This window comes from Alterotamlana spongicola, from assembly GCF_035818475.1.
Classification (GTDB): Bacteria; Bacteroidota; Bacteroidia; order Flavobacteriales; family Flavobacteriaceae; genus Cognatitamlana.
On sequence record NZ_JAYMGV010000001.1, the window covers coordinates 856153 to 875621 of the forward strand.

Below are 19469 nucleotides of genomic sequence, written 5' to 3' on the forward strand. Positions count from 1 at the left end.
GGATGAAACAGATTAAAACAAGGCCAATTACTCGAGTTAAAAATATTACAAAAGAAGACTTTATTAAGTATTACTATAAACCTCAACGTCCTGTTTTAATTGAAACCCTAACCGAAGATTGGCCTGCTTATAAAAAATGGAATCTGGATTATATCCAAAAGCGTTCTGGCAATCAAATAGTGCCTCTATACAATAATAAGCCAGCAACAGGTAAGCAAAGTGTTTACCAACCTATTAAGGAAGTAAAACTGCATGATTATATTGACTTATTAAAAACCGAGCCTACCGATTTACGTATTTTCTTTTACAATATTTTAGATAACATGCCCGAGCTTCTTAAAGATTTTAAATACCCCGATATAGGATTAAAATTCTTTAAACGGCTACCAGCATTATTCTTTGGAGGAGGCGAATCAAAAGTGTTTATGCATTATGACATTGACCTACCCGACAGCATGCATTTTCATTTTCATGGAACAAAAAGTGTCACACTTTTTCCTCAAGAGCAATCAAAATACCTATATAAAGTTCCTTTTTCCATTCATAATATTGATAAAATAGATTTAGATAATCCCGATTTTAACAAATATCCAGCTTTGCAATATGCAGAAGGCATACAAGCGCAAATGAAACATGGTGAGGCTTTATATATGCCTAGTGGTTATTGGCACTATATTAAATATTTAGACGGTGGATTTTCTATGACATTAAGAGCATTACCAAGACATCCTAAAAAAATTTTAACCATGCTTTACAATGTATTTATTATGCGTCATTTCGATAATATTATGCGCCGCTTCTTTGGTCAGAAATGGTTAAATTACAAAGAAGTTCTATCCATAAAAAAAACCAATAAAGCTTTAAGTAAACGTAAATAGTATGAGGTTAAAAGAAATCTTATTTAAAAGAAGATTACACTTTATTTTACTGGTTTTTTTACTGGCTTCATGTGGCGTTTCAAAATCTTTACGTGATGTCCCAGATATTAGTGCTTATAATACAACCATTCCTGAAAGAGTTAAAACTTCAGACTCCACATTTAGCTTAGGAAATAATAAGTTAAACAAGAATAAACAAGGTTTATGGGAGCTTTATGTCGAAGGCGATCCACTACAAAGAGGTTTAACTATAGGAAGCCTAACTAAAGAACTATTTAACAAACAAGAACATGCCTTCTTATCTAAAGTTGATAATCTTGTTCCTTCAAAAACGAAACAAGCTCTATTACGAAAGTTTTTAGCTTGGTTTAATCGAAAAATGTATTTACATATTCCTGAAGAATACAAAACTGAAATATATGGCCTTTCTAAATATGCTTCACCCGATTATAATCACATAGCAAATTCTTATTTAAGAATTCTATATTTACACGGTGCACATGATATTGGTCATGCGTTACAAGATTTAGCTCTTGTAGGTTGTTCTTCGTTTGCAGCATGGGGGGAAAAAACTGAAGATGGCAGCTTAATTATAGGTAGAAATTTTGATTTTTATGCAGGCGATGATTTTGCTAAAGAAAAAATCATTGCATTTATTAACCCGACAGAAGGACATAAGTTTATGTCTGTAACTTGGGGAGGAATGATTGGTATCGTTTCGGGAATGAATGAGCATGGTCTTACAGTTACTATAAACGCAGGGAAATCTAAAATCCCTTTAATTGCCAAAACCCCAATTTCTATTTTGAATAGAGAAATATTGCAGTATGCTTCTACCGTTGATGAAGCTATAGCTATTGCAAAGAAAAGAAAAGTATTTGTTTCCGAATCTATCCTAATTGGTAGTGCTAAAGATAAAAAAGCAGTAATCATTGAAGTTTCCCCAAAGAATTTTGGAGTATACAATGTTTCAAATTCTAATCAATTAATATGCTCAAATCATTTTCAAAGTGATGCTTATACAAATGATAAGAAAAACATAAAACACAAAGCAGAAAGTCATTCTCAGTACCGTTATCAGCGTATGGCAGAATTGCTAGATCAACAAGCTAAAATAACACCACAAATTGCAGTAGATATATTGAGAAATAAAGAGGGGTTACATGGTAAAGAAATTGGTTATGGTAACGAAAAAGCACTTAACCAGTTATTGGCTCATCATGCTATTGTATTTAAACCCGAAAAAGGTTTGGTTTGGGTGTCTTCAAACCCGTATCAATTAGGCGAATTTGTAGCCTACAACTTAAATGATGTTTTTAAAAATCCGAAAAAACCGTTATTATCTAATGACATCTTAACGATTGAAAAAGATAACTTTCAATTCTCTAAAGCTTATCAAAACTATGAAGCATATAGAAAATTAAGAGCTCAAGTTCAGTCAGCCATTAAAAATGATGAGCATATAGATCCAACACTTATTTCAGACTTGAAAAACACAAACCCTGAGTATTGGGAATCTTATTATTTAATAGGTCAATATTATTATAAAAAAAGGTACTTTAAAGCCGCATTAAATGCTTTTGAAAAAGCAAAAACTAAAGAAATTACTACAGTTACAGATCTAAAACGAGTTGATTGGTATCTGAAAAAATTAAAAAGAAAGTTACATCTATGATTCCAGATATAGAAAAAGCATCAAAAACTGAAATAAAAGCGTTTCAAGAAGGTCGGCTAAAAATTCTTTTAACCTATTTAAACAAGCACTCGGTTTTCTATAAACGCTTATTCAATAACCATAATATTGATATTGATGATATTAAAACTCTTGAAGATTTATCTGTAATTCCCACAACATCCAAGGACGATTTACAACAATACAATGATGACTTCATTTGCGTTCCAAAAAAAGATATTATTGATTACGTTACAACATCTGGAACCTTAGGAGAGCCCGTAACTTTTGCATTAACAGACAACGACCTAAAGCGTCTAGCTTATAACGAAGCTATTTCTTTTGCTTGTTCAGGGATAAATCAAGATGATGTTATTCAGCTAATGACAACCATAGATAGAAGATTTATGGCGGGATTAGCATATTTTCTTGGTGCTCGAGAACTTGGTGCAAGTATAATTCGTGTAGGTAATGGGATTCCTGAATTACAATGGGATTCCATAATAAAATTTAAACCAACTTACATTATTGCTGTACCTTCTTTTTTATTAAAGCTTATAGAATATGCCGAACTGCATAATATAGATCTAAATACGTCAGGAATAAAAGGAGCTATTTGTATAGGCGAGCCACTACGTGATCAAGACTTTTCGTTAAACACATTGTCGCAAAAAATAAATAAAAAATGGAGCATTGAGCTGTACTCAACCTATGCTTCAACAGAAATGAATACTGCCTTTACAGAGTGTGAGCAACAACAAGGCGGTCATCATCATCCTGAATTAATTATTACTGAAATTTTAGACGATAATGATCAACCTGTTGGAGAAGGTGAAGCTGGCGAATTAACCATTTCAACCTTAGGTGTTGAATGCATGCCTTTACTCCGTTTTAAAACTGGAGATATTATAAAAGCACATCACTCAAAATGTGATTGTGGAAGAAACACAATACGATTAGGGCCTGTCATTGGCAGAAAAAAACAGATGATAAAATATAAAGGCACTACCTTGTATCCACCTGCAATGCATAATATTCTTAATGATTTTAACGATGTCGAATCTTATATCATTGAAATTTCACATAACACAATAGGGACTGACGAAATACTTATTAAAATAGCGACTTCAGAACCTTCAGACATTTTATTACAAGAAATTAAGGATCACTTTAGAGCTAAATTAAGAGTGCTCCCAAAAATTGAATTTAAAAATAGAAAAGAGCTTCAAAAGCTCCAATTTCCAAAAATGAGTAGAAAACCCATGTTGGTTATTGATAAAAGAAAATGGTAGCACTCCCTTTTATTAATCAGCTCTAAATTAAAAATATTAAGTCTTGATGAAAAACTGTTATAAATACTTGAAAGACAAAATAATAATATTTTGATCGTGTGGCTTTACGTCTAACCTTCTAAGAAATAGTTATCAGTATCTCTAAGCTCAAAAGTGTTAGGAATATTTAATTAAAAAAAAGTGATTACATCTATTTCTTCATTCTTTTTTCCTCTAAAAACCTCAGCAAATTCATCTAAACTGATGTCCATTTGATTTGCTCGAAATTCTCTTACAATCTTATACGCTCGTGATTTTAATTTTAATAACACTTCATTCACAATTTGATAGTTTAGATGATGCTTAGTAAATGATTCACTAACAAAATGGTCATACTTATAATATAGTCCTAGGCTAATTTTTTCACCTCTTCCTATCTTTCAATACTCTAAGATAAACAGTATGCTTACCATTAGACATAGGTTTCCCATCAAGCACCAACTTAATTGTTGCTTTTATCATAATTCTTATATTTAAATTTTGAAGTTCTACTATTGCTTTCGGTTTGAATTCACTCATAGAACCCAAATTCACAAAATGTTGCAGGCGTGTTGCAAGCAAAAAAAAAGACAGCTACAAAAAACTTGTAACTGTCTAATTATTAAGTGGAGAAGATCGGATTCGAACCGACGACCTCTTGACTGCCAGACGGGGTTTAGAAATACGTGCTTAACCTCTGGAATCACCTGTATTTATAGTATTTACAGAGCTTTTCAAATGTTTCATGATTTAAAATTCTATCCTGCATTTACCTGCAAAATGATGCATTTAGGTGCATTTGAATGCAAAAACCCACCACTAAAACCCACCACCATTTTATTTTTGGTTAAGCCATATTTTGAAGGTTTTGTTTCTAGTCTAAACAAAATAATGTAGTATATTTACCATAGACGTTCTTACATATAATGATTACTACTCTTTTGGCCAACTTCTACCTAATAGACATGGAAGTTCAGACTCTTATAGATACGGATTCCAAGGTCAGGAAAAGGATGATGAAGTTAAGGGCGAGGGAAATAGCTTAAACTATACCTTTAGGATGCATGACCCAAGGGTAGGTAGATTTTTAAGTGTAGACCCATTAGCTGCAAAATTTGCATGGTTTTCTCCCTATCAGTTTAGTGGGAATAGAGTTATTGATAGAATTGAGCTTGAAGGGGCTGAAACAGCCTTACCGCCTTATTTATGGACTTCATATGCGACGGCAACAAATGTATATGGAAAAGAAGGGAGTTATCAAACAGCATATTTAATAGGTGGTCAATGGCACGTTCAACAAAGCTTTAATAAAAGTATTTACCATAATGGTAATGAGTGGGTTAGTAATTTTAACCATACTAATAATAAAGATTTCATAGAAGAATATGGTTATCACCATACTATGGATGAGCTGCAAATGTTGCATGATGGAGGATTTTTCGATATTGGACCTAAGGAACATGACCCTTTTGGTAGATGGATGGTAAACAATCCGCTTCCAATTTCTGACGAAACCATTTCTATGTACGGTCATGCTTTCGGATTAGATATGGATTATCTAATTCAACTGAGAATATGGGCTGTAGCAATTGATATGGGGACTATAGCTGGTGATATGTCCTTTGCATTGAGCACTCCACTTGCTCAAACAAAAGGGTTTAATACTAATAGAGTTATCTCTATAACTACAGCAAATAAAGCTCTTGCTTTTAATATAAAAAACACTCCTATCAATAAAGGTACATGGAGCGGAAATAGAGGTAATAGTACTTGGCATTCTTCTGACCCTAAGGTTACAGCAATAACTAAAGGTAAAGGAATAGTATATAAAGATGGAAGAGCGGATTTTGGACCATATGCAGTTGATAGTTTTCAAGCTAAAGGGTTAAATGGAGGTAGTGGAGATAGATATAAAATGTTAAGTGCTTTTGCAAAGAGGTATAAAATGACAATTAAAGCAGCACAACAGGAATTGAGTGAAAGTAATTTAAAATTACATCACTCGGGAGGGCAAAATGTTCAGTTAGTTCCTGGAGAGCTTCACGGTTTACCTCATACTGGAGGGGCATTTGATTTAAGAAATTGAAATTAATATAATAGATTTTTATGATGAAATTTGATGAAATTTTTGAAAGATTAGGTGGAGTGGATACTAGTATTAAATACAAAAATGACTCAGAAGTTTACGATAATGAGAAAGTAGATTTAATTCAACTTGAAAAATTTGATGTGAATCACAATTTTATGCAATTTATATTAGAACACCCTCCTTTTCAATTTAAGGAAAATGTAGCCATAAAAAACACAAATAAAGAATTACTCAATTTAATGAAGGAGGAATTATTACATGTAAATATTTTTTATTCCATGAATAAAAACTCTAAGTATAGTATCTCTAAAGAATTAGATTTGTTAAATGACCAAATACCCAAAAATCTTTTTCCGTTTTGTAGTGATGGATATTCTGGTGATTTCTTTTGCATTGGAATAGAAAAGGAGAATTATGGGGAGATTTTTTATTTCTGGCATGAAGGTCATCATGAAAGGTTTTTTAAAATTTGTGATTCTTTTGATATTTTTCTTAAATCATTGATAAACTTTAATATACCCGTTGATGATTTTTACGATGAAGAAGATAATACGCCTCCATCTGGGGATTTTAAAAGTACTCTGCTTAAATGGAAAGAGAAACACGGGCTTAACTAACTAGTGGCTGTTCCCCAGCTAGTCCTCGTATGCGCTGGCGCTCGTTTGTAACGAGTGCCCTATAAGAGTCAGAACAAGTGAAATGTATTCAAGTACAGGTGCTATGGAAAACGGTATTGCTTCTGTAAAGAATAATGCACCCAATGCATCTGTGGAAGATAACTCTTAAAATAAGAGATTTAAAATTTTTTAATAAAACGAGTGTGCTAAATGTATGCTTGTTTTTTTTATGCATTAATATTATTTGAGATGTTTTTTATTTTGACAATGATTATTTAAAATCTTTGTTGAAAAACTCTTCCAAACTTACTTCCATAGCTTCTAAAACTTTTATTAAGCTGGAAAGTCTCATGTCTTCACCATTTTCATATCTACCATACTGGCTTCTGGGTAAATCATGTGTAAATGCGAAGTTTTCATAATTGGAAAAACCTTTTTCTATTCTAATCTGTTTAAGTCTATTACCAACTTTTAGTAATTGCTCTTCTGTATAAGGTGATTTACTCTTCTTTTTTTGTTTTTTATCTGTCATGGTAACAAATAACACTAAAGAAATAATTATTTGTTACCACTAAAAAGATACCATTAATAAATGGTTTTTATTATATTTGTACGAATAATTTTAAATACAAATCATGAAACAACTACTTACAATTTTTTTAGCGACTGCCCTAATAGTATCATGCAGCTCCAACGATGACGATTCTAGGACTAATGATGACCATTTTAACATTACCCGAAATGGTGAGAGTTATACCAGCAGTAACCTCGCCTATGCCTCTTTAGAGGATTACGATTGTAACAATTCCAATCTGGAACTTACATCTACATGGTCCGCAACTTATATAGAAAATTCTGAGTTTAGCTTCTCTTTGGGTATTGTTTTGCCATCGCAGCAAACTACGTTTGTAAATGGTCTGGACTATTCTAATTCTGGGGTAAACGATAACGGTATTAATGCAGTGTGTTTCAACAACTACGATTTCTTGCCAGATTACTTCGAAAGCGGTAAAAACCTATCATTAGATTTATCCGCTAACAACTTTAATGAAATAGAATCGGTTACCAAAATATCAGAATCACAAAGTTTAGTAACGCATGCCGTTAAAGGCAACTATCAACTGACCTATACAGATGGCAATGGCTATAACGTTTTTATTAGCGGTGATTATGTGTTGCATGTGGAAGCCTATAAATAATATAGCTATTTTAAGGCTTGATTGATTAAAATTGGATGACTATGGTAGTCTTAAAAATAATATTTATTGTTTTCTTAACCATTGGAAAACCCTAACACCAAGAAGACCGACCATCCATATCAAGTTTACTGTTAAAGATAGCACTAGCCCAATTACGGTAACTGATTCTTGAAAAGGCTTTCGGGAGTATTTTCTCTCAGCACTTTTGAAAGCCTTTAGCCATAATTCTACCTCAGCTTCATACCTTGTTAAATTGGTAGAGTCATTCGTATTAGGTCTCCATAAAAAATCTTGTCTTTCACCTTGAGTTGCCATGATATTATGTATTAATGGTTTATACAAGGATATGAAAATCAGGATGTCCATGCCAGTATTATCAAAAATACCCGCCATAATGTAGCTTAAATAAAAGAATCCCACCCTATACTGGACCAACCCAACTTAATTGATTTGGGTGTTGAAGATGATGAAGGCTTTTTAAGATGTGGCTTTCTTTTTTTATTAGGTTTTGTTGGTGCTGGTTTTAATGCTGGTAAAACCCGTAATTTTGTAGCTCCACCCATAAACGCCACCACGTAACCATTTCTATCTCTAAATACGCTCTGGTTAAGACTACCACAATATTCTGATGACCTGTTATAAACTGCGTTATTTTTAATATATCCAATAAAATCACCTTTTACATCATAAATATCTTCGTTGGATAACCATCCTACTGTCTTACCTTTTTTATTATATATGGACTGCATCTTTAATGTTTTTAATTTTAATACCATCAGCTTTTAAGTTATTACCTAATACACCCCAGTATAATCCGTTATCATTCCTACTTACCTCTTTGCATATATAAAATATAGCTGCCAGTTCGTAATCATAGCGTTGAACGTCTAAAAGACCAACAGGCTCTAGTTGTTCTATGAGTTCTCTGACCTGATATTGCTTTAAATCTGATTTTAATACAAAATGATTGTGATTGCCATTACTAGCAGAGTAAGTTTCGGTAGTGTAGAACATTCTGTTATCACCTGTACTTTTAGATTCAATTTCGCAGTACAGTTCATTCATAAAAGTCATGCATTCCATCTTGGAGATAGGGCCCTTGTATGTAGTTGTGATGAAGTAATCCCAATTTAAGAAGGATAGGTGCTGTTCCAGAGTGTCATGACTGTGCATGCACTCAATTGTATTGGATAGACTTCTATTTCTTTGTATTAAATCAAAGAGTTCAGGACTTGTAAACTCTTGCATCATTTTAAAGTTATATTTGAATGGTTTAGATTTCATTTTAAACCAGTTCAGGTCTGGATTTTCTTTTAATAATTTAATTCTTCTTCTTTCCAATGTTCGGGTCGATATTTTGCATATATCGCTCATTTCTTTTCCAGTGTACCAATTTTTTAATTTCATATCTTCTTTATTTTACTTTAGGGTACAAAAACCCAATACAAGAGTTCTTGTAGTTATTTATATTAACCATACGGCATTTGTCCAGAAAGTCAAGTATTTGTCAAAAATTTCTAAAAATATTTTAATGGACATTTGTCGTGATGGTCATGAGCTGGTTTTACAGCTACTAATAATAAATATGTCTGATATGCCAAATAAGAGACAAAAGTTAGTATATTATAAGAGGCGGGATACTTGTCTCGGACATCTGTTAGCCTGTAACGTACCGTAAATAGGGAGGTTTCCCGTGAAGACCTGTCCGATAAAAAATTTTATTTTACCTAAAAATAAATCGATTGTCAATATTACAACCTCAGCTAATACGTGCTACTGTATACTAAATGGGGTAGGTTTAAGCCCCTTTATCCATATAGACAAAAATCTAGCACTATTTTAATTGAATTTGGAATGTGATAGTATATGTTTCACCACCTCTTTAGTAAAACAGTTGCCCAAAACTTTTACACATGCCGTTTTAGGTATCAATTCCGAACTAACGTAATTATCAGATAAGGTTTGCATTCGGCATAATTCATTAATGGTCATTAATCGGAATAGTCGTTTTGCAGTTGTATCGTCTTTTATATGTTCCAATTCAAAAAGCTTTGATTTTTTATCTAATTCACTGAACGTCTTATTGAGATATATTACATTACCGATACTTCGTTTTAGGTGGCGTTTAAGACCATTTAACGTATATGGGATGTTTCGGGTCAAAACACATTTACCTTTGGTTTTTGGTGGTAAATACCCGCCTTCAATAACATCATTGAGATAAATACCCTTATCTTCTGGCATGGCAACACCCTTTAAATTTGTATAGTATAATCTATTTCGCCATGCTGGACCTAGTAGACCGCTGTTGATATTTATGGGTTCCACACCTAATAATTCCGTAAAGATTTGTCTGTCTTTAGCTGGCATCTGAACGTTCTCAAATATAAAGATGCAATCGGGATTCTTTTCTCTGATAACATTTAAAATACGTACTGCATAGTAAAACAGTGAAGATTTATGACCATCTAAACCTAGCCTATTTTTATTCATAACAGATAAATCCTGACAGCTGCTTCCACACATTACCAAATCTATTTTTGGCAATGCGTGGGCATCGATATTTCTAATGTCGCCTAGTTGTATCACCTCTGGAAAATGGTGTTGCATGATTTTTATTGCGTGTTTATTTATTTCAGAGCTAAAAGATTTATTAATTGGGATTTGAAGCTCCTTTAAGGCTAGTTCCCCGACACCTATTCCACTAAATAAACTAAGTAGGTTAATTCCATGTTCACTATTCACTGCGTTGTTTAACAATAAATAGTTCGTCAAACAGCTTCCCCCAGGATTTTTTATGTTTTAGGTATCAGTAAGCTGAAATTTGACGTTTTCTAAAGGTAAATTGAAAGAAAAAACAACAATCTTGATTTAAATTGCTAAAAAGCCAATTATGGTATTTCTAGTGATATTCTCATAGTATTAAGAATCTTTCAAAAATCCGTTGGTTTGGGGCAAATTGGTGGATTTAGGTCTAATATTTAGCTTTTATCAAATTTTGAAATGTAAAACACTGATTATTAGCATGAAAAATATAATGCAGTCTTATATATCCAAATTTCATCCCGATAAAATTCTTATCAATTTTTTTTCATTGAATTATCCATAAAAATGTCTGTGTTGGTATATAATTTTTTTTCAACCTGTTAATAATCAGTATCTTTGTAATGTCGATTTGGTGTACTCTTCAACAGTACTCTATCGCCTTCAGATAGAAAACAAACAAAAAATTTACAAGTAAGTAAAGCACTTGCTATAGATGTATCTATATGCAGTATAGGATTGGTATGTCTAAAACGGAAAAACTCAATGATGACGGGTGTTTCCGTGGAAAATAAATTAAAAAAGACTGGTACGGGAACTTATTTCCTACCATATTTGAAAAGTGTTATGGAAAAAGGTCTAGGTTTCTCCATAACGGCGGGAAACCCCTTAAACAGGGTAAAACACCAGTAAAATGACTCCATAAATCAGCTAACCTTTTTTTATAACAGTAAAAGCAGAATTATTATTAAAATTTATAATTATGACAGCAGTAGCAATTTTCGGTAGAGTTTCAAGAAAAGATAAACAGGATTATAAACGTCAGATAACGGATATGCAAAACGTAGCCAAAAGAAAAAACTATGAGGTAGTGAGTATTATTGCTGAAAAAATATCCGGAGCAAAGAAAAATGAAGAACGTTTGGGAATCCAACAGTTATTAAGTGAAGCCAAAGCAGGTAAATTTCAAAAAATATTGGTTACCGAAGTATCACGTTTGGGTAGGAACACCCTCGAAACGTTAAAACTGGTGGAGCAACTACATGAAATGGGAATCAATATCTATTTACATGACCTAGGAACGGATACGTTGAACGAAGAAGGAGAAATGAACATGACAACGGAAATCATGTTACACATGTTATCATTATTTGCCAAAAACGAGCGTAAGACAACCATAGACCGCATAAAAAGCGGAATGGCGCAAGCCAAAGCAAACGGAACCCATATTGGTAGATACAAGGGTACTACCGAGGACAAGACACAGTTCCTAAAGAAATACCAAAAGGTGGTAGATGCCCTAAAGAGGGGTTTGTCGATTCGTGAGTGTGTAAAGGTCCACGGCTTTTCGTTGGGAACGGTAGCCAAGGTAAGGAAGTATATCAAGGACGATTTAGAACTTTTAGAAGCTGCGTAATCAGATTGTTTACAAAAATAATTTCATATAACAAAATATTTTATCAATTATTTTAAAAATAAATTGAAATTCGCTTGCATATTTGACAGAATCTATATATAATTGTAATGGAAGGTAGAAAAATGACGATTGATTTCTTTCCAAAACAATTTAACAAATAATTTCACGGATTACTAACAAAATTGCAAAAGCTATGCTATTGCGACCAGCCATTTTATTGGCTAAATTTTAAATAATATGAAATTATGATGTTAGACGTAAGAAACTTGACTTTAGAACAAATTAAAAACATCCTAGACCTAGATGATACTAGGTCTGTTAAAAACTGGTTAGCTGAAAATAGTATTCCCTTGTCTCAAATCGGACGTAAGTATGTTGTTAATCAGTTTATGTTTGAATTGAAACAACAGCAGTTAGCCGTTGAGGAATTAAAAATAAGCTACCCCAGTAAGTGGTTCGAGATTTACGATGCCAATACTCCCAACAAGGGAATGGTCAAGGCAATCAGTGAATTATACCCAAAAAAGAATTTAATAAAAGTGAAAAAGAGCAAAGAAAACAGTTATATAAAGTAATGAAGTTAAAAATAAAAAAGAATGATTATGGACTGAGAATTTACTGTACCAAATGTAAAAAGCAGTACAACTATCATAATAATTTATGCAACCATTATGAAAACCAAAGCTATAAATCTTTGGTCACCATAGGCGACAAGAGAAGGACTAAAACATATCAAACTAAAGATTATGACAAAGCGTTGAGGTCTGCCATTCAATTTAAAAATGATGTGAAAAATGGCGTTGTAGATAACATAACAATCCGTGATGAAGTAAACCCAGATAACATTTCTATTATTGAAGCTGCCAATATGTTTATCAAGTTTAAATATGGGATAGATGTTCCAGAGCATCTAAAACAAAACCTAACTACAAATCATTTAGGCACTACAAAACAAGCTGTGCAGCAATTAATTGATGTTTTGAGGGAAAATGGGGTTGATGTAGAAACTACTAATATAAAAGACTTAAATGATAATCATGTTGGATTCTGGTATAAGTTTATAATAAAAAAATATGCTGAAGGAAGCTATCCTTCCATGCTAAAAATGATAAACTGTTTTATAAATCACATGATTAACCATGTTGGGGTATTGATGAGGAATCCATTTAAAAAAGTAAAGTTCAATCCTGTTAAATATGACACTAACTCCATTACTAAAAAGGAGTTTTATGCGGTATTGGATGCTGTTGATATCAAAACACCTTACAAACAATTGGGTGGTAAAGGAAAAGAGGTTAAAAACAATTACAAACCTTATCTCAAAGATGGTTTTAAATTAGCTCTATTCACTGGATTAAGAAGAGAAGAATTGGTTACTTTATCATGGAACGATTTGTTTTTTAGTGAAAAGAACGGCTCTCTAATGTTCGTTATAGATAATCTTAAGGTAGAGCGAATCACAGGCAAACAGTACAAAAATAAATTTATTCCTGTTGGTCCTGATTTAATGGATTTGTTAATGGAATTAGGCTATGAGGATTTAAAAGAAAGCGATTTGTTTATTCTCGCTCCAAATCGAAAAGTAAAATATACTACCATTATGGCATGTTTATCAAAAGGATTCAGTCATTACTACGAACAGGCTTTTCCTGAGGTTACACCGAGAAAGTTTAAAGTTTTAAGGAAAACGTATTTATCTTATTTAAATAAAAGTGCTGGTGATGATATGATTGAATTGAGTTCGCATGGCAGTATGCGGGTTTTAAACAAGCATTATGTTGATGCTGAGGTTGTTGCCAAGGGGTTAACCATGAAAATATGGGGTTAAATTTATTATGATAATTAATCCATAGGACTTATCCTTAAAATCTAATAGATAAACACACCTATTTTAGTAGATGTATAGTAAAAATAAACACACTGGTGTGTTTATTCCATTGTTGTAAGTCATTTTAAAGAAAACCGCAAGAATCGGGTTTTATAGCAAAAAAAAATTTTAGAATTTTGTCAAAAAATAAAACGATACATAAAATGAATTTTGATTTTGACGAAAAACAACGCAAAGAAATACTAAATACTGTTTCACAAAAAATAGAGCATTTTTACACTAATACTAAAGATTACAGTACTACACCAGAACTTAACTTACAAGAAATTAGAAATATTATAGAATCTGAAAATTTAGTTTCTGGAACCGAACCAAACAAAGCTATAGAGCATATAATAAACGGACTTGAAAATTATTCTGTTCACACACCACATCCAAAATATTTTGGTTTATTTAATCCTCGAGCAAATTTTGCGGGAATTATTGCAGATTTTATAACCGCTTCTTATAATCCTCAATTAGCAGCTTGGAGTCACGCTCCTTTTGCCGTTGAAGTAGAAGCTCACGTAATTAATCAGTTTATTGAAAAATTTGGCTTAAATCCAAAAAAATCAGACGGAGTTTTTACAACTGGCGGAGCTGAAGCAAATTTAACTGCTGTATTATCTGCATTAAATAATAAATATCCTGATTTCGCTAAAAACGGAATGTTTGGTTTAGATAAAAAACCTGTTATTTTTTGTTCTCAAGAAGCACATCATTCTGTGCAAAAAGCAGCGAAAATTGTAGGCTTAGGATATGAATTTGTAAAAACAATTCCAACGACTAAAGATTTAAAAATAGACACTGATTTATTAGAAAAAGAAATCAAAAACCTAAATAATTCAACACATAGCCCATTAATGGTTATTGGTACAGCAGGAACAACAGGAACAGGAACAATAGACGACTTAGAAGAAATTTCAAAAATATGCAAAACACATAATATTTGGTTTCACGTTGATGCCGCTTATGGTGGAGGAGCTGTTTTAAGTTCAAATCTAAAACACATACTGAAAGGTATTTCTGCTTCCGATTCTATAACTTTTGACGCACATAAATGGATGTCTGTTCCTATGGGAACAAGCGTATTCTTGACTTCTCATCAAGAAATTCTAAACAAAACATTTAGAATTACCACAGAATATATGCCTAAAGAGGCAAATGAATTAGAAATTGTTGAACCATTCTCACATTCCATTCAATGGTCAAGACGATTTATAGGTTTAAAAGTCTATTCATCTTTATTATTTTACGGTTGGAATGGTTATGAAAAAGTAATCAATCATCAAGCTAAAATGGGAGAATATTTAAGAACTAAACTAACAGAAAATAATTGGATTATTAAGAACAGTACCGAATTACCAGTAATCTGTTTTACACACCAAAAATTTGAATCGGATGCAAATTTCACAAAAACCATTTTAGACAACATTTTGGCTAAAGGAAATTCTTGGATATCGGTTTACCCAATAAAAAACGTTCCAACATTTAGAGCTTGTATTACAAATTACAATACAACCGAAACAGAAATAGACGAATTAATTGAAGAATTAAATAAGGAAAGAAAAGCATATCAAGATTAATTATGTCAAATAATACAAACACATATCATTATGATAAAATAGCAGAAGCTATTGAATATTTAGATGAGTATTTTAAAGAGCAACCTACTCTAGATGATATTGCTGAACATTTAAATATGAGTTCTTTTCATTTTCAAAGATTGTTTAAAGATTGGGTTGGTGTTACACCAAAAAAATACATTCAATTTTTGAGTGTAAATTATGCAAAAAGCAAACTTAAAAAAGATAAAAATACATTGTTTGATACTGCTTTAGACACAGGGCTTTCAGGTACTAGTCGTTTACACGATTTATTTATAAACATAGAAGGAATGACACCAGGAGAATATAAAAACGGAGGTAAGAGCTTAAATATAAACTATAGCTATGCCGAAACCCAGTTTGGTGATATTTTGATTGCCACTACTAAAAAAGGAATCTGTCATATTGCTTTTGTAGATAATAAAGAAGAGGCTTTACAGGTTTTGATAAATAGTTTTCCAAACGCAAATTACCAACAAAAGGTTGATAAAATTCAACAAGAAATATTGATGGTATTCTTAAATGATTGGAATAAACTTAGTAAAATAAAATTACATTTAAAAGGCACTGATTTTCAATTAAAAGTTTGGGAGGCTTTATTGACTATTCCTAAAGGAAAATTGGCTACCTATGGAGAAATTGCAAAAAAAATCGAAAAACCAAAAGCTTCAAGAGCTGTAGGAACAGCAATTGGAAGTAATCCTATTGCTTATTTAATTCCTTGTCATAGAGTAATTCAATCTTCTGGAAAAACAGGTGGTTATCGCTGGAATCCAATCAGAAAGAAGGCAATAATAGGATGGGAAGCATCAAAATTAGATTAAAAACGCCTTACAACAATGTGTATAAGTAATAGCGGTTTAAGTGATAAAACGAAAGTATAAACATAAAACAAAGGTCAGTACAAAACCGAAAGGTTTGTGAGTAGAAACCCGCTACTACTCATACACTAGACCGTTGTAGCACATTATGGAAATTCAGTTCGAAATAAATATTGTAACTTTCTAACCAGCTATTAACCAATTAAATATATTATTATGAAAATAAAATTAACGCTTGTATTGATTATAATTTTCGGAATTGTAATTACAGGATGCAAACAAAATGAAGAAAAAGTGGAAGTTCAAGAAGTGAAAGTTGACCTATTAAACGATGAATTTCCTGATGCAAAAAAAGAGATAAAACTAACTATGGACAGCATCGCCAAAAGTGTGCAAGATGCAGACATTGATAAACTAATCTCTTTTCATGCCTATGGCCCAAAATTCACCGAATTTAAAAATGGAGAAGTTAGGAATAATGGGGAAGAAAATGAAAAATTTGAAAGAGGTGTATTTGGTTCTGTTACAGAAATATTGAAGTTCGATATGAATGATATGAAAATCGCAGTTTATGGTAAAGTAGCAAACGTAACTCTTCACACTGATTTTCATTTAAAATTTGGAGAAGACCTTGCTATAGTTAACGACCAAATGACCTTGTTATTTCTTAAAACTAAAAATGGTTGGAGAATAGTCCACGAACATCATTCCCCTTTAAAGAAAACGGAAGAATAAAAAACGTGCTACAACACAGTGTAAAAATAATTGCTCGGTTCTAGCCCACTCGGAAAATCCTGCGGATTTCCCTCTGGTCCGTTCTATTTTTGCTAAGTTAGTTGCTTAATCACACAACTATCCTTACACAAACCGTTTTGCGTCATGCCTTCTGACTATTACGATTAACCGATATAAATTAAAGGAATAAAAAATATGAAACACTTGAGAATTATTTATCCATTGACACTCGTACTTTTTGCTTTATTAAGCTGTCAGAACAAAGAAGATGTTTTGGAACTTCAAAGACTTAAAAAACAAGAACTTACTGAACGTGCAAACATTGAAATGATTGACCGACTTTTCAAGAGCTTTAACGAAAGAAATATTGATGTTTTTAAGGAAGTGACAAATCCTAAATGGCAGTACTTTCACCCTGCAATTAATCCGACCGCTGTTTCACGTGAAGATATGATTAAACAATTAGAGGGTGCTTATGCTTCTTATACAAAGCTTTCATTTGAAGTTAGCGAAATCATTGCTTCCGGCAATCGGGTAGTTGTTTCTTATTCCATTTGGCATATTTCATCTACGGGAGAAGAGTTTAAAGCCTTTTCGATAGTCCTGTATAAAATAGAAAATGGTAAGATCATTGAAGTTAGAGACGTGGTTCAAAAGTCGAATTAACGAGTAATTCAACAATGGCGAATTCGACTATATTTGATTGGATACAAAGCTTGGGTACCAAAACACGAATGCTCAACAATGTATAACCGCAATTACGGCGGATTCGACTATGTCCAAATCCACTCGGAATTGCTAAAGTCTGTGCGCCTATCCGAAAATTAGTATCTTTTTACACGCTACGTTTCATACACAAGACCGTTGGCAAATATTTAGATAAACCAAAACCTGAATTTAAAAAGCCCACCACAACACCCCACCACCATAAAAAACAAAAAAGCCCTAGCATCTGCTAAGGCTTATGTTTACTAGTGGAGAAGAGCGGACTCGAACCGCCGACCTCTTGACTGCCAGACGGGGTTTAGAAATACACACTTAATCTCTGAAATCTCCCTTATTTATTGTGTTCAATGAGCTTTTCAGGTTTTTTAATGTCTACAATTCTATCCTGCATTTACCTGCAAAATGATACAAATAGGTGCATTTAAGTGCAAAAACCCACCATGAAAACCCACCACCTTTTATATTTACATCTTAAAGCTTTAAATAATTTATTATGGCAATTAAATCATAGGAGTTATCTTTAAAAAGTATAAAAACAGATATATAACTTTGAATCCAGAATTGAATATACATGAATTAATTGCTGATTTTCAAAATTCAGCCAAAGAAGTTGTTGAAATTTTTAAAAAAGTATATAATGTAGATGATATTCTTAAAGGTTGGCATTCTGGAATATATGAACAAACTGGTAAAATCCCAGATGAAGGCTTAAATTTTTACGCTTGCCATGGGATAGGAATTGCTGCTCACTTTTCGGATAAATTGATTGATTTTGACTTTACCTATTTACCTGAATTAAGATACGATGGATTTGATTTATGGAGACTAACTAGTTTTGCGAAAAGCCAACCAAAGAAATACGGAAAACTTCTAAATGAGAAACAAATCGAATTAGAATTTGAACAATTAAAAAAAGAAAACCTTATCTACAACCCCTTATCTATTGGCATTACTCATAATTATTTCTGGACGAAAGCCCTTGATGAAAGTTTAATAATAGAAGACCGAAAAGCTAGCATTAACCAAAATAAATCGAAATGGAAATTTTGGAAATAAGTAACTAAATTGCAGTTTCATAGTCAATTGCTTCTGGAGCTAAATATTTAGTAGTATGAAAAAAATATTTATAATGTTAATTTTATCACTAACAATGTTTTCATTCTTAAAAAAACAATCAACAGATATTCCAGATTTATGGAATCGCCTTGAGAATTGGCTAGCTAAAAATGCATCTCATTTGAAAAATGAACTAAACCCACCAGCTTCAAAACAAAATATCGAAAAACTGGAACACACAATAGGTGCTGAACTTCCTGAAGAGTATATAAACTTTTTAATGATTCACAATGGACAAAATAGTGATAGTGAAGGATTAATTAATGTAGAAGAACTACTATCAATAGAGCGTATCATTCAGGAGTGGAAAGTCTGGAAAGAACTATTGGATAGTGGAGACTTCTCTGGTTATGAATCTGACCCAAATAAGGGTATAAAAAATGATTGGTGGAATGATAAATGGATTCCTATTACGCATGATGGTGGGGGAAATCATTATTGTATTGACCTTGACCCAGCATTAGGTGGCTCCAGCGGTCAAATTATTAGAATGTGGCATGATTCAGAAGAACGTGAACTAATTGCCCATTCTTTTAAGGAATGGATAACTAAATATATAAATGACCTAGAAAAAGGACAGTATGTCTACTCTGAAGATTGGGGTGGAATAATAAACAAAAATGATTTATAGGTAAAAGTCAATATAATGGGA

Annotated in this window: 22 protein-coding genes; 16 read left to right on the forward strand and 6 right to left on the reverse strand. The window is 32.5% G+C overall.

Translation table 11 applies throughout. From position 1 onward, the window contains the following. Positions 1–2 precede the first annotated feature (2 nt). From VOI54_RS03725 to flxY, 3 genes are read left to right on the forward strand one after another with little or no spacing between them, the layout of a single operon-like run. A complete protein-coding gene (locus VOI54_RS03725) occupies positions 3–878 on the forward strand; it encodes a cupin-like domain-containing protein (protein ID WP_326281377.1) in 876 nt (291 codons plus the stop codon). A gap of 1 nt (position 879) precedes the next feature. After that, a complete protein-coding gene (locus VOI54_RS03730; RefSeq protein WP_326281378.1) occupies positions 880–2553 on the forward strand; it encodes a C45 family autoproteolytic acyltransferase/hydrolase in 1674 nt (557 codons plus the stop codon). Next, positions 2550–3842, forward strand: a complete 1293-nt coding sequence (gene flxY, locus VOI54_RS03735; protein WP_326281379.1) for a flexirubin biosynthesis putative acyl-CoA ligase FlxY — start codon at positions 2550–2552, stop codon at positions 3840–3842. Before VOI54_RS03730 ends, flxY begins: the two co-directional genes overlap by 4 nt. Before the next feature lie 170 nt (positions 3843–4012). On the opposite strand, the gene VOI54_RS03740 is transcribed toward flxY, so the two are convergent. Further along, entirely contained in the window at positions 4013–4162 is a 150-nt protein-coding gene (locus tag VOI54_RS03740) for a hypothetical protein (RefSeq protein WP_326281380.1), read from the reverse strand. Positions 4163–4767: 605 nt separating this feature from the next. On the opposite strand from VOI54_RS03740, the gene VOI54_RS03745 reads away from it, so the two are divergent. From VOI54_RS03745 to VOI54_RS03755, 3 genes are all read left to right on the forward strand, one after another. After that, the gene (locus tag VOI54_RS03745) at positions 4768–5946 is read left to right on the forward strand and encodes an RHS repeat domain-containing protein (RefSeq protein WP_326283131.1); all 1179 of its coding nucleotides are present in this window, start codon (positions 4768–4770) and stop codon (positions 5944–5946) included. 20 nt (positions 5947–5966) lie between these two features. Then, positions 5967–6566, forward strand: a complete 600-nt coding sequence (locus VOI54_RS03750; protein ID WP_326281381.1) for an SMI1/KNR4 family protein — start codon at positions 5967–5969, stop codon at positions 6564–6566. 82 nt (positions 6567–6648) lie between these two features. After that, the gene (locus VOI54_RS03755) at positions 6649–6735 is read left to right on the forward strand and encodes a DUF1508 domain-containing protein (RefSeq protein ID WP_326283132.1); all 87 of its coding nucleotides are present in this window, start codon (positions 6649–6651) and stop codon (positions 6733–6735) included. A gap of 102 nt (positions 6736–6837) precedes the next feature. Here the strand turns inward: VOI54_RS03755 and VOI54_RS03760 are convergent, their stop codons facing one another. After that, entirely contained in the window at positions 6838–7098 is a 261-nt protein-coding gene (locus VOI54_RS03760; RefSeq protein ID WP_326281382.1) for a helix-turn-helix domain-containing protein, read from the reverse strand. A gap of 103 nt (positions 7099–7201) precedes the next feature. Here VOI54_RS03760 and VOI54_RS03765 point away from each other — a divergent pair, with 103 nt between their 5' ends. Further along, positions 7202–7765: a hypothetical protein gene (locus tag VOI54_RS03765; protein WP_326281383.1), complete on the forward strand. Its 564-nt coding sequence runs from the start codon at positions 7202–7204 to the stop codon at positions 7763–7765. A gap of 63 nt (positions 7766–7828) precedes the next feature. Here the strand turns inward: VOI54_RS03765 and VOI54_RS03770 are convergent, their stop codons facing one another. The 4 genes from VOI54_RS03770 to VOI54_RS03785 form a co-directional block, all read right to left on the reverse strand. Continuing rightward, positions 7829–8080 (reverse strand): hypothetical protein, encoded by a 252-nt coding sequence (locus tag VOI54_RS03770; protein WP_326281384.1) that lies wholly within the window; start codon positions 8078–8080, stop codon positions 7829–7831. A gap of 86 nt (positions 8081–8166) precedes the next feature. Beyond that, positions 8167–8514 carry a 4-fold beta flower protein gene (locus VOI54_RS03775; protein WP_326281385.1) on the reverse strand — a complete coding sequence of 116 codons (348 nt, stop codon included), beginning with the start codon at positions 8512–8514 and terminating at the stop codon, positions 8167–8169. Next, positions 8498–9106 (reverse strand): hypothetical protein, encoded by a 609-nt coding sequence (locus tag VOI54_RS03780; protein ID WP_326281386.1) that lies wholly within the window; start codon positions 9104–9106, stop codon positions 8498–8500. Before VOI54_RS03780 ends, VOI54_RS03775 begins: the two co-directional genes overlap by 17 nt. 498 nt (positions 9107–9604) lie before the next feature. Beyond that, complete coding sequence (locus VOI54_RS03785) at positions 9605–10510, reverse strand: DNA cytosine methyltransferase (RefSeq protein WP_326281387.1); 906 nt, start codon at positions 10508–10510, stop codon at positions 9605–9607. Positions 10511–11291: 781 nt separating this feature from the next. On the opposite strand from VOI54_RS03785, the gene VOI54_RS03790 reads away from it, so the two are divergent. The 9 genes from VOI54_RS03790 to VOI54_RS03830 all read left to right on the forward strand — a co-directional run bounded on the left by VOI54_RS03790 (position 11292) and on the right by VOI54_RS03830 (position 19448). After that, positions 11292–11945 (forward strand): recombinase family protein, encoded by a 654-nt coding sequence (locus VOI54_RS03790; protein ID WP_326281388.1) that lies wholly within the window; start codon positions 11292–11294, stop codon positions 11943–11945. Positions 11946–12190: 245 nt separating this feature from the next. After that, positions 12191–12520, forward strand: coding sequence for a hypothetical protein (locus tag VOI54_RS03795; protein WP_326281389.1), 330 nt, complete (start codon positions 12191–12193; stop codon positions 12518–12520). After that, on the forward strand, positions 12520–13773 hold the full coding sequence (locus tag VOI54_RS03800) for a site-specific integrase (protein ID WP_326281390.1): 1254 nt from the start codon (positions 12520–12522) through the stop codon (positions 13771–13773). Before VOI54_RS03795 ends, VOI54_RS03800 begins: the two co-directional genes overlap by 1 nt. A gap of 203 nt (positions 13774–13976) precedes the next feature. Then, a complete protein-coding gene (locus VOI54_RS03805; protein ID WP_326281391.1) occupies positions 13977–15398 on the forward strand; it encodes a pyridoxal phosphate-dependent decarboxylase family protein in 1422 nt (473 codons plus the stop codon). 2 nt (positions 15399–15400) lie between these two features. Beyond that, positions 15401–16243, forward strand: a complete 843-nt coding sequence (locus VOI54_RS03810; RefSeq protein WP_326281392.1) for a bifunctional helix-turn-helix domain-containing protein/methylated-DNA--[protein]-cysteine S-methyltransferase — start codon at positions 15401–15403, stop codon at positions 16241–16243. Between the two features lie 213 nt (positions 16244–16456). Further along, on the forward strand, positions 16457–16975 hold the full coding sequence (locus VOI54_RS03815; protein WP_326281393.1) for a nuclear transport factor 2 family protein: 519 nt from the start codon (positions 16457–16459) through the stop codon (positions 16973–16975). Between the two features lie 222 nt (positions 16976–17197). After that, entirely contained in the window at positions 17198–17641 is a 444-nt protein-coding gene (locus VOI54_RS03820; RefSeq protein ID WP_326281394.1) for a nuclear transport factor 2 family protein, read from the forward strand. 609 nt (positions 17642–18250) lie between these two features. Beyond that, complete coding sequence (locus VOI54_RS03825; RefSeq protein WP_326281395.1) at positions 18251–18757, forward strand: DUF6896 domain-containing protein; 507 nt, start codon at positions 18251–18253, stop codon at positions 18755–18757. 181 nt (positions 18758–18938) lie between these two features. Beyond that, positions 18939–19448 carry an SMI1/KNR4 family protein gene (locus VOI54_RS03830; protein ID WP_326281396.1) on the forward strand — a complete coding sequence of 170 codons (510 nt, stop codon included), beginning with the start codon at positions 18939–18941 and terminating at the stop codon, positions 19446–19448. Positions 19449–19469: the final 21 nt, after the last annotated feature.